Source organism: Holophagales bacterium (genome assembly GCA_016699405.1).
Lineage (GTDB): Bacteria > Acidobacteriota > Thermoanaerobaculia > Multivoradales > JAGPDF01 > JAAYLR01.
Window position 1 is genome coordinate 3873411 of record CP064972.1, and the last position, 13785, is coordinate 3887195.

Consider the following 13785-nt stretch of genomic DNA (forward strand, 5'->3'; position numbering starts at 1 on the left):
GCGCTTCGCCCCCGCACCGCCCCGGATGGGGGGGTCGGGCGAGCGTGCGATTGCTACGGACCGGAGCGGACGGACAGCAGCGACCGGCCGGCAGCGGCTAGGATCCGTTCATGCCCATCCGCTGTCACTCCCACACCATCGAGCTCGCCCTGCGCACCCCCTTCCGCCTCTCTCGTGGCACCTCCGAAACCCGGCGGAACGTGATCTTCGAAATCGACCAGGACGGTGTCCTCGGCCGCGGCGAAGCGGCACCGATCCCCCGGTACCGGGAGAGCGCCGACTCGGCCGCCGCGGCGCTCGCCACGATGGCGGCTCGCCTCGCCGAGCCACACGCCTTCGCCGAAGAGGCGGCGCGACTCGCCGTCCCAGGCCAGCGCGCCGCCCAGGCCGCCTTCGACGCGGCCCTCCACGACCTCGCTGGCCGTCGCCTCGGCATCCCGGTCACCGAGCTGCTCGGCCTCGGCCGTCGTCCTCTGCCACCGACCTCGTGGACGATCGGCGTCGATCCGATCCCCGAAGCGCTCGACAAAGTCGCCGCCGCCGGGCACTTCGAGGTGCTGAAGCTGAAGATGGGACTGCCCGGCGACCTCGAGCTCTTGCGCGCGGTGCGCGGTGCCACGCGACAGGCGATCCGTGTCGACGCCAACGAGGGTTGGAGCTTCGCCGAGGCGCAGGAACGGCTGCCGGAGCTCGCCCGGCTCGGCGTCGAGTTCGTCGAGCAGCCGATGAAGGAGACCGAGCTCGAGGCCATCCGCGAGCTGCGACGGTCGAGCCCGCTCCCCTTCATCGCCGACGAGAGCCTGCACGACGCCAGCGACATTCCGCGCATCGCCGCCGCATTCGACGGCATCAACGTCAAGCTCGCCAAGTGCGGCGGCATCGCACCGGCGCTGGCGCTGATCGCCACGGCCCGGGCCCACGGCCTGAAGATCCTCCTCGGCTGCATGATCGAAAGCTCGCTCGGCATTGCCGCGGCCCTCGCCGTCGCTCCGCTGGTCGACTGGATCGACCTCGACGGCAGCCTGCTCGTCTCGAACGACCCGTTCACCGGACTCGACCTCGAGGGAGGACGATTCCGCCAGACGGAGGGACCGGGGCTGGGGGTCGAGCCGCTCGTCGCCTGAAGCGGTCGGCCGACGAGTCCGTCGCAGCAGCCTGTCAGACCTCCGCGAGCGCAGCGCGCAGGTCGGCGAGACCCTCGTCGATCCGGTCGCGGTGGGTGCGAAACGACAGGACGCAGATGCGGAGGACGAAGCTCCCGCGGAGCACCGTTCCCGAGAGGTGGACGCGCTGGCGCGCGTTGACCCGTTCGAGCAGCTGACGATTCAGCCGGTTCGAGCTTTCGGTGTCGAGGCCGCGCCTCAGGACGCGGAAGGCCACCACCGAAAGCTGCGGCTCGGCCACGATCTCGATTTCCGGCAGGCGACGCAGCTCGGCGCTGACATGCTGCGCGAGGTCGAGCTTCTCGTCGAGGGCACGACGGAAGGCCGCGAGCCCGTGGAGCTTGATCGGCAGCCAGACGCGCAGGCCGCGGTAGGCCCGCGAGAGCTCGGGCGAGATCTCGCAGAAGTCGACGAAGCCCTCCTCCTGCTGCATCGGCGGCAGATAGTCCGCCCCCACCGCGTGGGCACGGCGCAGCAGCTCGGCGTCGCGGACCAGCAGCGCGCCGGTGCCATAGGGAAGAAAGAGCCCCTTGTGGGGATCGAGCACGACCGAGTCGGCGCGCTCGACTCCCGCGAGGGCCGCCCGACCGCGTGCGGTGAGCAGGAAGAACCCGCCGTAGGCCGCGTCGACGTGGAACCAGAGCCGCTCCTCGGCACAGAGCCCCGCGAGCGCGACGAGGTCGTCGACCGCCCCGGTGTTCGTCGTGCCCGCATTGCCGCAGACGAGGAACGGCGTGAAGCCCGCCGCGCGGTCTGCCGCAACGCGGTCGGCGAGCTCGCCGACCCGCACGCGGAAGCGCTCGTCGGAGGGGATCGCCCGCACGTTCTCGAACGGGAAGCCCGCCAGCGAGGCGGCCTTCGCGACGGCATGATGCGTCTGGTCGGAGACGTAGAGCGTGCCGCGCAGGAAGTCGGCGGGTAGCCGGTCGCGACGCGCCGCGACGAGCGCGGTGAAAGTGGCCAGCGACCCGCCGGTGGCGAGATAGCCACCGCTTGCCGCCGGCAGGCCGGCGAGGCCGCAGAGCCAGCGGACGACGTTCGTCTCCAACTGCACCAGCGCGGGAGACGCCTGCCAGACCCCGACGTAGCGGTTCGTCGCGGCGGCGATCAGTTCCGCCATCGCCGAGGTGAAGATGCCACCGCCGGGAATGTAGGCGACGTAGCCCGGGCCCGCCGTGTTGAAGCTCTTCGGGATCGCCCGCTCGAAGAGCAGGTCGAGGATCTCGGCAACCGGACGGCCGTACTCCGGCGGCACCGGCTCGGCGAGGGCGCGCGCCAGGTCGGCCGCGCCGCCGACGTCGGCCGCCGGCTGGGTCGCCAGCGACGCGAGGTGGCCGACGACCCGTCGCCCGACCTCGTCGAGAAGTCGCTCCATCTCGGGAACCGAGAGCTCCAGGGGCAGATCGGCTGGCATCGCGTGGGAGAGACGGGCGGGCCCCGCCTTCGTTCTCTTACTATAGCTGGCCGACCAGGTCGCACCGGCCTGGCGTTTCCGCGGGGTGCCCCGCGCGAGCCGAGGAGCGCGAGATGGTTGAAGGTGCCTGGGCCAAGGAGCTGCCGTTCGCGATCACCGTCTGCGACCGCGAGGGCGTGACCCTCGAGATGAACGATCGTGCCGCGCAGACGCATGCAAAGGACGGAGGACGCGAGCTGATCGGCAAGAGCCTCGTCGACTGTCACCCCGAGCCCGCCCGCCATCGCCTCCTCGAGCTCCTCCAGAGCGGTCAGCTCAACGTCTACACCATCGAGAAGGACGGGGTGAAGAAGCTCATCTACCAGTCCCCCTGGTACCGGGACGGCGTCTACCAGGGCCTGGTCGAGCTCTCGCTCCCCATCCCGTTCGAGCTGCCCCACTTCGTCCGCGGCTGAGCGGCGGGGCCGGCGCGGCGCACGCGCCCCCGCCGCTATACTCGCCGCATGAATCCCTTTCAATGGCGCGACGGCCATCTGCACGCCGACGAGATCCCCGTCGAGGCGATCGCCGCGGCGGTCGGCACACCCACCTACATCTACTCGGCGACGGCGATCCGCGAGTCGTACCGGCGCCTGCATACGGCCTTCGCACCGCTCGGCGCGCACCTCCACTTCGCCGTCAAGTCGAGCCCCAACCTGCACCTCTGCCGGCTGCTGCACTCGCTCGGCGCCGGCATGGACGTCGTCTCCGGCGGCGAGCTCGAGCGCGCCTGGCTTTCGGGTACGCCGATGGCCGACATCGTCTTCGCCGGGGTCGGCAAGAGCGACGACGAGATCCGCGCCGCGCTCGACGGCCGCTTCGCCCTGGTGAGCGCGGCGACCGCCGCCAACTTCGGCCGGCCCGACCCCAAGGGCCGCGGCACCGTCGGTCGCTTCAACGTCGAGTCGGAGAGCGAGCTCTCGCGCATCGCCGCACTGGCCGCCGAGCTCGGCGTGCGCGCCCGCTTCTGCCTGCGGGTCAACCCGAACGTCGACCCGCACACCCACGAGTACACGACGACGGGGAAGAAGGAGAACAAGTTCGGCATCGATGCCGACCGCATCGTCGAGGTGGTCGGCCGCTTCGCCGGCGAGCCCGGCCTCGCTTTCGAGGGGCTGCACCTGCACATCGGCTCGCCGGTGCCGCAGGTCGAGCCGTACGCCGAAGCGATCGCGGTCGCCTTCGGGCTCATGGACGAGCTGGCGCGGCGCGGCCATCCGGTCTCGACGCTCAACCTCGGCGGTGGCTGGCCGATCCCCTACACCGAAGGGTCGGTCGCCCCGCTCGAGGCGTTCGGCGAGCGGCTCGTGCCGCTGCTCGCCGAGCGCGCCGCCGCCGGCCTGCAGATCCTCCTCGAGCCCGGCCGTTCGATCCTCGCCAACTCCGGCCTGCTGCTCGCCCGCGTGCAACACGTCAAGCACGGACGGGCGAAGAACTTCGTCATCTGCGACGGTGGCATGCACGTGTTGATCCGCCCGGCGCTCTACAAGGCGTTCCACTTCGTCTGGCCGGTCGACTGGGAAGGGCCGACGCCACGCTGGATCGAGGACGCGACGACCGACGAGCGACTCGACCGCGACGCCCTCGAGGTCTGCGACCTGGTCGGTCCGATCTGCGAGACCGGCGACTTCCTCGCCCGCGATCGCGCGCTGCCGAAGATGCGCCAGGGGGACCTGGTCGCCGTCTTCTCCGCCGGTGCCTACGGCATGTCGATGGCGTCGAACTACAACGACCACGGCCGCCCGGCCGAGGTGCTGGTCGAAGGGAGCCGGGCCACGCTGATCAATCGACGGCAGGAGCTCGCCGCCATCCTCGCCACCGAAGCCGAAGTGGGCGAGCTCGAGCTCGGCCCGGTGGTCACCTGGTGAGAGCCCGGTCGCTCGTGGCCGCGGCGTTGCTCGCCGGCTGCGCCTCGACTCCGCCCGGCACGATGCCTGCCTCCCGCTCCACCGATCCCGCCCTCGACGCGGCGGGCGAGCCGCTCCGCCATCTCCTGACCTCGCGGCCGGCGCTGCGCGACGCGGTGGCTCGCGCCGCCGAGCTCCGGCTGCAGGTCGTCCTCGGCGTGATCGAGCCGGGAAGCGACGGCCGCCCGGTGCTCCGCCAGCACACCTATCGGGCGGGCGCCGAGTACTTCTACCCGGCGAGCGCGGTGAAGCTCTTCGCCGCCGTCGCCGCGCTCGAACGACTGCACGAGCTCGCCGACGAGAGCGGCCTGCCGGTCGATGTCGACACGCCGCTCGCCTTCTCGCCGCTCTTCCCCGGCGAGACCGTGCGCGACGCCGACCCGACCAACCTCGCCGGCGGCACGATCACCGTCCGACACGAGCTGCGCAAGCTCTTCCTGGTCTCCGACAACGAGGCGTTCAACCGGCTCTACGAGCTCGTCGGGCAGGACCGGCTTGCCGCCTCCCTCGCCCGCGCCGGGCTCGGCACGGCGCGCCTCGTGCATCGCCTGTCGGTGGTGCGCACGGCGGAGGAGAACCGCCAGATGCCACGCGTCGAGCTCCGCGTGCCGCCGGAGGACGGCGGCCCGCTCGTGCTCCCCGAGCGGCGCACGGCGCCACTCCCTCCGCCGCCGCCCGTGCCCGGGCTCGCCGTCGGCACCGCCTATTTCGCCGGCGACCAGAAGCTCGCCGGTCCGATGGACTTCGCGCCGAAGAACCGCTTCAGCCTGGTCGACCTCCAGCGCGGGCTCTGTGCCGTGGTGCGCCCCGACGTCGACTGCGGCGGCGCGGCGTACTCACTCACCGACGCCGATCGCGCGCTGCTGCACGAAGCGATGAGTCAGTTCCCGCGCCAGTCGGCCAACCCGGTCTACGACCCGGCCGCATACCCGGACTCCTGGTCGAAGCTCCTCCTGCCGGGCCTCGAGAAGCGTCTGCCGCGCGACCGATTCCGCATCGACAACAAGTTCGGTCAGGCCTACGGCTTCTCCACCGAGAACGCCTGGGTCGTCGACGCGGCGACCGGCCGTGGCTTCTTCCTCGCCGCGACCCTCTACACCAACGCCGACGGCGTGCTCAACGACGACGCCTACGACTACGCGAGCGTCGCCACGCCGTTCTTCACCGCGCTCGGCGAATCGCTGGCGGAGTGGTTCTGGCCGGAGGGCGCGAGCGCTCAGCCGAAGAACAGGTAGCAGACGAAGATCGAGCCGAGGAAGCCGCCGAGGTCGGCGAGCAGGCCGCATGGGATGGCGTGCCGCTCGCGCTTGATGCCCACCGAACCGAAGTAGACGGCCATGATGTAGAAGGTCGTCTCGCTGCTGCCCTGGACGACGCTCACCAGCCGCCCGGCGAACGAGTCGGCGCCGTGCGATTTCATCGTCTCGATCATCATGCCGCGCGCCCCGCTGCCGGAGAGCGGACGCATCAGCATCGTCGGCACCCCGTCGACCCAGCGGGCGTCCCAGCCGATCGCCGCCACCGCCGAACGCAGGCCGTTGATCGCCAGGTCGAGGACGCCGCTCGCCCGCAGGATGCCGATCGCCACCAGCATCGCCACGAGGTAGGGGATGATCCCGACCGCCACCTGGAACCCCTCCTTGGCGCCGGTGACGAACGACTCGTAGACCGGAACCTTCTTGCGCAGCGCGGCGAGGATGAAGACGGCGATCAGGCAGAAGATGAAGATGTTCGAGACGATCGACGACTGCCGTTCGAGCTCCCCCTTGGGAAGGCTGCCGAAGTAGAGCACCATCGACACGACGACGCCGGCGATCCCGCCGAAGTAGGCGAGCAGCACGGGGTCGGCGAACTTCATCCGGTGGATCGTGCCGGTCACCAGGATGCCCATCGTCGCCGAGCAGAAGGTGGCGATGAGCAGCGGGATGAAGACGTCGGTCGGGTCGGCGGCGCCGAGCTGCGCCCGGTAGACGAAGATCGAGATCGGGATCAGGGTGAGCGCCGAGGTGTTGAGCACCAGGAAGAGGATCTGATCGTTGGTCGCCGTCTCCGGGTCCGGGTTGAGCGACTGCAGCTCCTTCATCGCCTTGAGGCCGAGCGGCGTGGCGGCGTTGTCGAGGCCGAGCATGTTGGCGGCGATGTTCATCACCATCGCGCCCATCGCCGGGTGACCCTTCGGCACGCCGGGGAAGAGGCGCCGCAGTAGCGGGCCGAACGCCCAGGCGACGGCGTCGATCGCTCCGCCGAGCTCGCCGAGCTTCATCACGCCGAGCCAGAGACACATCATGCCGGTCAGGCCGAGCGAAATCTCGAAGCCGGTCTTCGCCATCTCGAACGCCGCGGTGACCATCGCCGCCCAGACCGTGTAGTCGCCGCCGAGGAACGATTTGCCGGCCGCCGCGACCAGGGCGATGAGGAAGAACGAGGCCCAGATCTTGTTGAGCATCGAGACTCCCGGAGGATGCCCGCAGCCGCCTCAGCGTGACGCGGCGAGCGCGGCGAAGGCGTTGAGGACGTTGCGGACCTGGAGCGCCGCGCCGTAGGCCATCGCGCGCTCGTCGACGTCGAACAGCTCGTGGTGCACGGGGTGGACGATTCCCGCCGCCTCGTTGCGCACCCCGAGCGAGTAGAAGGCGCCGGGGACGTGGCTCAGGTAGAAGCCGAAGTCCTCGACCCCCATGTTGGGTCGCTGCACGACGACGATCCCCTCCTCACCCAGCAGCTCGCCGGCACTGTGTCGCACGACGTCGACCATCTCGTCGGCGTTGACCAGCGGGTCGTAGCTCGGCTCGATGACCACCTCGGCGCGCGCGCCGAACCCCGACGCGACGCCTTCGGCGACTTCGCGCACCCGGCGCAGGACGAGCGCCCGCGTGGTGTTGTCGAGCGTGCGCACGGTGCCGACCATCTCGACTCGCGCAGCGACGATGTTGCCCTGGGTGCCGCCGGAGATCGTGCCGAGCGTGACCACGGCGCTGGCGCGCGCGTCGACGTTGCGGCTCACCACGCTCTGCAGCGCGCTGACCACCTGCGCGGCGACGACGATGGCGTCGACGCCGGAGGAGGGATAGGCGCCGTGACAGGAGCGACCGTGGACGACGATCTTCAGGTTGTCGGACGAGGCGTTGCGTTGGCCGTACTTCAGGCCGACGGTGCCGACCTCCATCCCGGGGTCGACGTGCAGACCGAAGATCGCCGCGACGGGCGGGTCGGCGAGGACGCCCTGCTCGACCAGCAGCCGCGCGCCGCCGACCGTCTCTTCGGCCGGCTGGAAGATCAGCTTGACGGGACCGGCGAGCTCCGCGGCCCGTTCGCCGAGCAGACGCGCTGCGCCGAGCAGCACCGCCGTGTGGACGTCGTGGCCGCAGGCGTGCATCTTCCCGTCGTGGAAGGAACGGTAGGGCACGTCCTTGCCGTCGTGCAGCGGCAGGGCGTCGAGGTCGGCCCGCAAGGCGACCGCCGGGCCGGACGACCGCCCGGCGATCGTGCCGACGACGCCGGTGCCGGCAAGCCCCCCGACGAACGGGATGCCCAGCTCGTCGAGGCGCGCCTCGACGCGACCGCGGGTCCGGTGCTCCTCGAGGCCGAGCTCCGGATGCTGATGGAGATCGCGGCGGATCTCGACCATCCACGGCAGGATCGCCTGCGCCGCAGCAAGCAGATCGCTCGCGGCGGAACGAGCCGCGGTGGCAGCGCGGGGCTGGCTCGACGGTTTCGGCATCGGCTGCGAGGTGTCGTCGCTCACGGCCGAGGCCGGCAGAGGCGCGGCCGTCGACCGCGAGCGACGCTAGCACACCGCAACGCGGTCACCACCGCACTTCGAAGACCGCGCGGCAGCCGTTGTCGACCCAGATCTCGTGGCGGTTGTAGCCCCAGGTGCGTCCGAGCACGCAGGGTGAGCTGCTCAGCCGGTCGACGAGCCGCACCGACGCCCCGCGAGGGATCTCGCACTCCCGGCGACGGTCGCGATCCGACTCGCAGCGCAGGGTGCGGACCATCTCCCCGGCGCCGCTGCCCGGCCAGACGTCGATGCCGCTCGAGGCCTCGCCCCAGCGCTCGACGCGCACGGCGTAGACGCGACCCCGGCCGTCGACCGAGCAGGTGCCGTAGGTGCCGTCGGCGGCGCGCCAATTGAGCGTGTTGCTCACCCCGCGGGCGCCGCTGCGCGCGTCGTCCCAGCGCGCCTCCTGGTTGACCAGGACGCTCGCCGCGCGCCGGCAGGCCTCGCGCGAGTCCGGCCCGTACTGGGCGATGAGCGGCGCGGTGACGAGGGCGACGGCGGAGAGCAGGGCGAGGCGAAGGGCGGGGCGGGGGCGTGGCATGTCGATCCTCCCGATGGCGTCGGACACGGCAATTCTGCCGCAATCGACGAGCGGGCGCATCGAGTGCGTCCGTGAAGGCTCCCGCGGCGGGTCCGCCGTGGCCCAGCCGATGGCAACACCGAGAACGACTCGGGAAGGGCGCGGCGCGACCGGCGCGTGGATTCCGGGCCTGCGACATCGCGCCCGTCGCTGATCCCCCGCTCGACGCTCCTTCCTCCCTCAGGCCGGGCTCGCCGGCCCGGTCGGCTCGCTCCGGCTCCGCCAGCCGGCCGGCAGCGGCGGCGGCGCCGACGAAGACTCCCCGAGCTCGGCGAGACCCGCTTCGCGCCAGTAGAGGACGCAGGCGCCCTGGCAGACGGCGGCGTCGGAGCAGCCGGCACAACTCGCCGGCATCATCCGCTTGTCGCGGAAGAAGCGCGCCTCGCGCGACTGCCAGACCTCGGCGAACGGCTGCCGCAGCAGGTTGCCGAGGCTCTCGCCGTGGTCGAAGCTCGAGCACGGCAGCACGTCGCCGGCCGGGTTGACGTGCAGCAGCCCGTCCGCGGCGGCACAGCCGCGGTTGCCCAGACCGTGGGCGACGGTGTTGAACAGGCAGAGCGGCAGCGGCGAGTACCAGATGATCTCGAGGCCACGCTCCTCGGCCCGGCGGCGTGCCGCGAGCACGCGCTCGCCGATCTCGGAGTAGGAGACGGCGACCGTCTCGTCCTGGCGTGCCGAGCCGCAGGGGATGACGAGGTTCATCGTCAGCCGTGCGAGCCCGCGTCGCGCCGCCTCGTCGACGATCTCCTCCACCCGCTCGACGTTGCCGCGGCTCACCGTGGTGTTGGTGTGCACCCGGATGCCCTGCGACCGCAGGCGATCGACCGCCTCCCAAAGCCGCGCGAACGCCCCCGGTCGACCGACCAGGGCGTCGTGGAGTGCGGCGTCCGGTCCTTCGAGCGAGAGCTGCGCCGAATCGAGCCCGGCGGCGGCGAGCTCGGCAACGCGCGCCTCGTCGAGGCGCTGCCCGTTCGAGATCAGGTTGACCTTGAGCCCGAGCCCCTTGGCGTGGCGCACGAAGCGCGGCAGCGCCGGCCGCACGGTCGGCTCGCCACCGGTGAAGCTGACGCTCGGACAGCGCGCGTCGCGCGCGATCACCTCGAGCACGCGACAGACCTCGTCGTCGCTCATCGTGCGCGACTCGCTCCAGCCTTCCGGCAACCCGACGGCACCGCAGCCGGCATAGCAGAACGAGCAGGTCAGGTTGCAGCGGTAGGTGAGCGCGACCTCGGCCAGCAGCGGCAGGGTGCAGAAGTCGGCGCGGAACGGCTCGCGGACCACGGCGCGCCGCCCTTCGCCCTCCCCGATCGTGCCCTTGAGCCAGGCGGCCAGGTCGGCGAAGAACCAGTGCAGATCGCGTCGCTTGCGGGCATCGTCGCCTTCGCGCGCCAGCACCTCGGCGATGCCGAGCCGTTCGTCGAGCATCGCCGCGAGCACGCGCATTGCCGTCCGGTTGACCTTGACCGGGCGGTTCGGGACGAGGATGAGGAGCTCGTCCTCGGCCCGCACACAGAGGTGCGGCCGGGCGCTCGCCACGAGCTCGTCGACCCAGCGGAGGTCGACGGGATGGGGCTGATCGGGGGAGAGCTCGACCCAGAGCGGACCGTCCGCCGGCGGCTCGCGGTGCCGGCCGTTCCACGCCTCGGCCAGCGCGCGCAGGCCCATCGGCTCAGCCCTGGGCCGGACGGCCGCCGGCCTTCTGCCAAGCCCGCCGCCCGAGGTCGAGCGCGACGGCGACGAGGGTGCGGATCTGCTCGGGCTCGGTATGCCAGCCGCCACTGGTGTCGGCGTGCTGGCGCACGACGAGGAAGCTCACCTCGCCGCTCTTGCCATTCTCGGCGACGATCTTCGTCTCGCCGCTGCGCCGCGGGCAATCGTGGGCGCGTGGCGGCTCGAACGGAGCCTTGCCGAGAACGACGGCGTAGAGGTACGGGTAGTCGCTCCCCTGGACGTTGTTGAGCGCCACCTGGAGCTGCACGCCGAGAAAGCCACTGGCGTCGTCGCGAGACGGTCGCAGCATCAGCCGGGCGTCCACCGGGTACTTCCCGCGCTTGCCCTCGCGCAAGGCGAGCAGCGGCACGAGGTCGAAGTCGCCCTTGGCGAGCGCTTCGGCCTGGGCGCGCGCCACGGCGAGCGCCAACCCCTTCTTGCGCAGCTCGCTCGGATTCCAGGTGGTGCGCATGCCGTTCAGCCAGAGCGGGACGAAGAGCAACGGCGCGGCGACGCCGAGGCGGAAGAAGGCGTCGAAGCCGAGCCTTGCGGCGAGGAAGATCGCCCCGCCGCCGAGCGCCAGCACGACGCCGGCGAGCGTCACGCAGCCGATCGCGTTCGAGCTGTCCCAGGGGGTGACGTCCCAGCGCTCGCCGCGCCGCTCGAGCTCCTCGACACGCTCGAGCCAGCCCTCCTCGACCGGCGCCCAGACCTCTTCGTGCACCGGGGTCGCCCCTCCGGGAGCGGTCGACTGGCGCCGCACCCAGAGCGGCAGGTGACCGGCGACGACGAGGCCCAGTCCCGGCAGGTTGAAGGGGAACGGCAGCAGCACCCACCCGGCCAGCCCGAGGGCGAAGAGGGCGCCGGCGAGCAGCACCCGGCGACCGAGCGAGGCGGAGGTGAAGACGAACTGCAGCGTGGCCGCTTCGGCGGCACTCGGCCAGAGAGCGCTCAATGCGAGCCTCCGGAGACGCAGGCGGAGTGACAGGCGCTGTGACAGGCCGAATGACAGGCGCTGTGGCACGCACTGTGGCAAGCCGAGTGACAGGCACTGTGACAGGCCGAGTGGCAGGCGCTGTGACAGGCGGCGTGCTCGTAGGAGCCGACGAGGTCCTCCGGGCCGAACGCCGCCATCGAGCCCCGGGCCGGGAGCGGACCGAGCGCGGGCATCAGATTGGCGAAGCTCGCGGAGGCACCGCCGCCACCGAACTCCCCTCCCCCGCCGCGGAAGATCGTCGCCGGCTCGCTGCGCCAGACCGCCGGGCCGGAGGTGTGGTGCTGCGACACCCAGATCGGGTAGTAGCGATCGGTGACCGCCTCCGGTCGGCGGATCGTCTGCCCCGACACCGTGCCGACATCGGGGAAGAGCGCCGCGAAGAGGCGCCGATAGTGGTCGCGCGTCGCGTCGAGATCGGCGTCCCACGCCTTGCGTTGTACGGTGCCGACCAGGAGCTCGCCGATCTCGCCGGCAAGCCCCGCCGGCACGGGAGCGAGGTCGGGACCGAGCTTCCCCCAGACCGCTCCGGGATACGGGTCGTCCTCGGCCGGCTCCTCACCGCGGCGCGCGAGCCACAAGACGCCGTCGCGCAACTCGCGGACGAGTCGCCCGTCGCCGGAGAGCCGGTCGAGCACCATCGCCAGCACCACCTGGAACGGCAGGCCGAGCAGCACCAGCGCTTCGAGGTCGGCGAGCTCCGCGACCTTGCCCGGCTTGCGGAAGGTCGAGAGGCGCAACCGCGGCGGCTCCCAGTCGGCGCGCTCCCAGAGGACGTCGGGGGCCGTCGCGTAGGCGCGCGCCAGCCCCTTGAGCTTGCGCCCGGCGATCAGCAGCGCGAGCGCGGCGAGGGAGAGCAGCACGGGTAGGCCGACGCTGAGCCGCAGGCGCCGCGCCACCTCCTCCGCCCGCCGCCGCTCGGCGGCTTCGGCGAGCGTGCGCTCGCGCTCCGCGGCGGCCGCGGCAAACGCTGCGGCTCGCTGCTCGGCGGCAATCGCGGCCACACCGGGGAAGCTCGCCTCCGGCAGGTAGAGCTGGACGCGGTGATCGGTGTTGGCCGCGACCTCGTTCTGGTGGAAGCGCACCCAGAGGGTCGGCGGCTCGCCCTCGCCGCGATAGGTGACGAGGTAGCGCTCGTTGACGAACGGCTCGGTGCGCAGCCCGACCGCCGTCGAGGTCTCTTCGAGCGAGAGCTCGCCGACACGCGGCGCCGCCACCGAAGGGAAGCGGACGACCAGTGTCTCGTGAGTGAGCGGCTGATCCCACGCCACCGGCGACCAGTTCAGGACGACCAGCCGCGTCCCGTCCTCGGCGACGGTCGGTGCCACCATCCCGGCCCGGGCGAGATCGGCCCGATAGGTGAAGCGGTAGGTCGCCTCCCCGGGGCCCCAGGCCTCGCCGCCGGCGAGCACCACGTCCCAGCGACCGCCGTCGACCGGAGAGATCGACAACGGCACCTGCCGGCCGTCCGGCAGCTCCGCCACCCCGTCGCCGAAGCTCGGCGTCGCCTGCTCGCCCTGGAAGTAGAAGCCGTGCATCGTGCCCGCGGTGCGCCAGCGCGTCTCGTAGCCGACTGTCGCCCCGCCGGCGGCGTCGACCTCGAGCGTCACCTCCGCCCAGACGATCTCGCCCTGGGCTCGCGCGGCAGGCACCGCCGCGAGGGCGCAGACCATGGCCAGCAGGACAGCCGCTCCGGCGGTCGCAAGGCCGTGACGACGGGTGCCGATCGAGTCGCGGAGCCTCATCGGAATTCGCGTCCTACCGTAGGCCGTGCGCCCGCTCCTCGCCACACCCCGCCGGGTGGGGCGAGCCGGTGCCTTCGCTGCGACGCCCGACTCGCGAAGCCTCGAGGGATCGAGCTTCGGCTGCGGTCTGCCGAATTCGCACCTCGTTCAGGAGGAGCTCCCGGCATGACGGCGTTGCGCTTTCTCGTCGAAGAAAACCCGGAAGGGGACTTCCTTGCCCGGGCGCTCGGCCCAGCCATCTTCGCCGAAGCCGACGACCGCGCGGCTCTCCACGAGAATGTCCGTGACGCGGTCGCCTGCCACGTCGACGAGGCGGACGCGCCCAAAGTGGTCCGCCTCCATTTCGTGCGCGAGGACCTGCTGGCGCTGGGAAGCTACCGCGGGAGGTGGGAGCACTTGAGCTGGACGCGGCGCTACGACGGCTCGGGGACGAGGTCACCCACCAGACCGGG

Annotated in this window: 11 protein-coding genes and 1 pseudogene; 5 read left to right on the plus strand and 7 right to left on the minus strand. The window is 71.7% G+C overall.

The window, feature by feature from the left end; translation table 11 throughout:
- The first annotated feature begins 110 nt into the window (after window positions 1–110).
- Window positions 111–1124 (plus strand): dipeptide epimerase, encoded by a 1014-nt coding sequence (locus tag IPJ17_16090; GenBank protein QQR72994.1) that lies wholly within the window; start codon window positions 111–113, stop codon window positions 1122–1124.
- A gap of 34 nt (window positions 1125–1158) precedes the next feature.
- On the opposite strand, the gene IPJ17_16095 is transcribed toward IPJ17_16090, so the two are convergent.
- Window positions 1159–2538, minus strand: a complete 1380-nt coding sequence (locus IPJ17_16095) for a decarboxylase (GenBank protein ID QQR72995.1) — start codon at window positions 2536–2538, stop codon at window positions 1159–1161.
- Between the two features lie 152 nt (window positions 2539–2690).
- On the opposite strand from IPJ17_16095, the gene IPJ17_16100 reads away from it, so the two are divergent.
- The 3 genes from IPJ17_16100 to IPJ17_16110 are packed head-to-tail and all read left to right on the plus strand — an operon-like array spanning window position 2691 to window position 5758.
- Window positions 2691–3032 (plus strand): PAS domain-containing protein, encoded by a 342-nt coding sequence (locus tag IPJ17_16100; GenBank protein ID QQR72996.1) that lies wholly within the window; start codon window positions 2691–2693, stop codon window positions 3030–3032.
- Window positions 3033–3080: 48 nt separating this feature from the next.
- Window positions 3081–4484 (plus strand): diaminopimelate decarboxylase, encoded by a 1404-nt coding sequence (gene lysA / locus IPJ17_16105; protein QQR72997.1) that lies wholly within the window; start codon window positions 3081–3083, stop codon window positions 4482–4484.
- Window positions 4481–5758 (plus strand): serine hydrolase, encoded by a 1278-nt coding sequence (locus tag IPJ17_16110; GenBank protein QQR72998.1) that lies wholly within the window; start codon window positions 4481–4483, stop codon window positions 5756–5758. Before lysA ends, IPJ17_16110 begins: the two co-directional genes overlap by 4 nt.
- On the opposite strand, the gene IPJ17_16115 is transcribed toward IPJ17_16110, so the two are convergent.
- From IPJ17_16115 to IPJ17_16140, 6 genes are all read right to left on the minus strand, one after another.
- Window positions 5740–6969, minus strand: coding sequence for a spore maturation protein (locus tag IPJ17_16115; protein ID QQR72999.1), 1230 nt, complete (start codon window positions 6967–6969; stop codon window positions 5740–5742). The two genes, IPJ17_16110 and IPJ17_16115, sit on opposite strands and share 19 nt — an antisense overlap.
- Window positions 6970–6999: 30 nt before the next feature.
- Window positions 7000–8244 (minus strand): amidohydrolase, encoded by a 1245-nt coding sequence (locus tag IPJ17_16120; GenBank protein QQR73000.1) that lies wholly within the window; start codon window positions 8242–8244, stop codon window positions 7000–7002.
- Between the two features lie 85 nt (window positions 8245–8329).
- Window positions 8330–8845, minus strand: coding sequence for a DUF3011 domain-containing protein (locus IPJ17_16125; protein QQR73001.1), 516 nt, complete (start codon window positions 8843–8845; stop codon window positions 8330–8332).
- A 219-nt stretch (window positions 8846–9064) separates the two neighbouring features.
- Window positions 9065–10549, minus strand: coding sequence for a radical SAM protein (locus IPJ17_16130; protein QQR73002.1), 1485 nt, complete (start codon window positions 10547–10549; stop codon window positions 9065–9067).
- A gap of 4 nt (window positions 10550–10553) precedes the next feature.
- Window positions 10554–11549 carry a hypothetical protein gene (locus IPJ17_16135; GenBank protein ID QQR73003.1) on the minus strand — a complete coding sequence of 332 codons (996 nt, stop codon included), beginning with the start codon at window positions 11547–11549 and terminating at the stop codon, window positions 10554–10556.
- The gene (locus IPJ17_16140) at window positions 11546–13333 is read right to left on the minus strand and encodes a hypothetical protein (protein QQR73004.1); all 1788 of its coding nucleotides are present in this window, start codon (window positions 13331–13333) and stop codon (window positions 11546–11548) included. The genes IPJ17_16135 and IPJ17_16140 overlap by 4 nt, the downstream gene beginning before the upstream one ends.
- 165 nt (window positions 13334–13498) lie before the next feature.
- On the opposite strand from IPJ17_16140, the pseudogene IPJ17_16145 reads away from it, so the two are divergent.
- Window positions 13499–13699 (plus strand): annotated as a pseudogene (locus tag IPJ17_16145) (2-oxoisovalerate dehydrogenase).
- Window positions 13700–13785: the final 86 nt, after the last annotated feature.

Excerpts from the sequence above, each read along its gene's own strand:
- IPJ17_16090 (QQR72994.1), top strand. The coding sequence starts at position 111 with ATGCCCATCCGCTGTCACTCCCACACCATCGAGCTCGCCCTGCGCACC.
- IPJ17_16095 (QQR72995.1), bottom strand. The coding sequence starts at position 2,538 with ATGGAGCGACTTCTCGACGAGGTCGGGCGACGGGTCGTCGGCCACCTC.
- IPJ17_16100 (QQR72996.1), top strand. The coding sequence starts at position 2,691 with ATGGTTGAAGGTGCCTGGGCCAAGGAGCTGCCGTTCGCGATCACCGTC.
- lysA (QQR72997.1), top strand. The coding sequence starts at position 3,081 with ATGAATCCCTTTCAATGGCGCGACGGCCATCTGCACGCCGACGAGATC.
- IPJ17_16115 (QQR72999.1), bottom strand. The coding sequence starts at position 6,969 with ATGCTCAACAAGATCTGGGCCTCGTTCTTCCTCATCGCCCTGGTCGCG.
- IPJ17_16120 (QQR73000.1), bottom strand. The coding sequence starts at position 8,244 with ATGCCGAAACCGTCGAGCCAGCCCCGCGCTGCCACCGCGGCTCGTTCC.
- IPJ17_16125 (QQR73001.1), bottom strand. The coding sequence starts at position 8,845 with ATGCCACGCCCCCGCCCCGCCCTTCGCCTCGCCCTGCTCTCCGCCGTC.
- IPJ17_16130 (QQR73002.1), bottom strand. The coding sequence starts at position 10,549 with ATGGGCCTGCGCGCGCTGGCCGAGGCGTGGAACGGCCGGCACCGCGAG.
- IPJ17_16140 (QQR73004.1), bottom strand. The coding sequence starts at position 13,333 with ATGAGGCTCCGCGACTCGATCGGCACCCGTCGTCACGGCCTTGCGACC.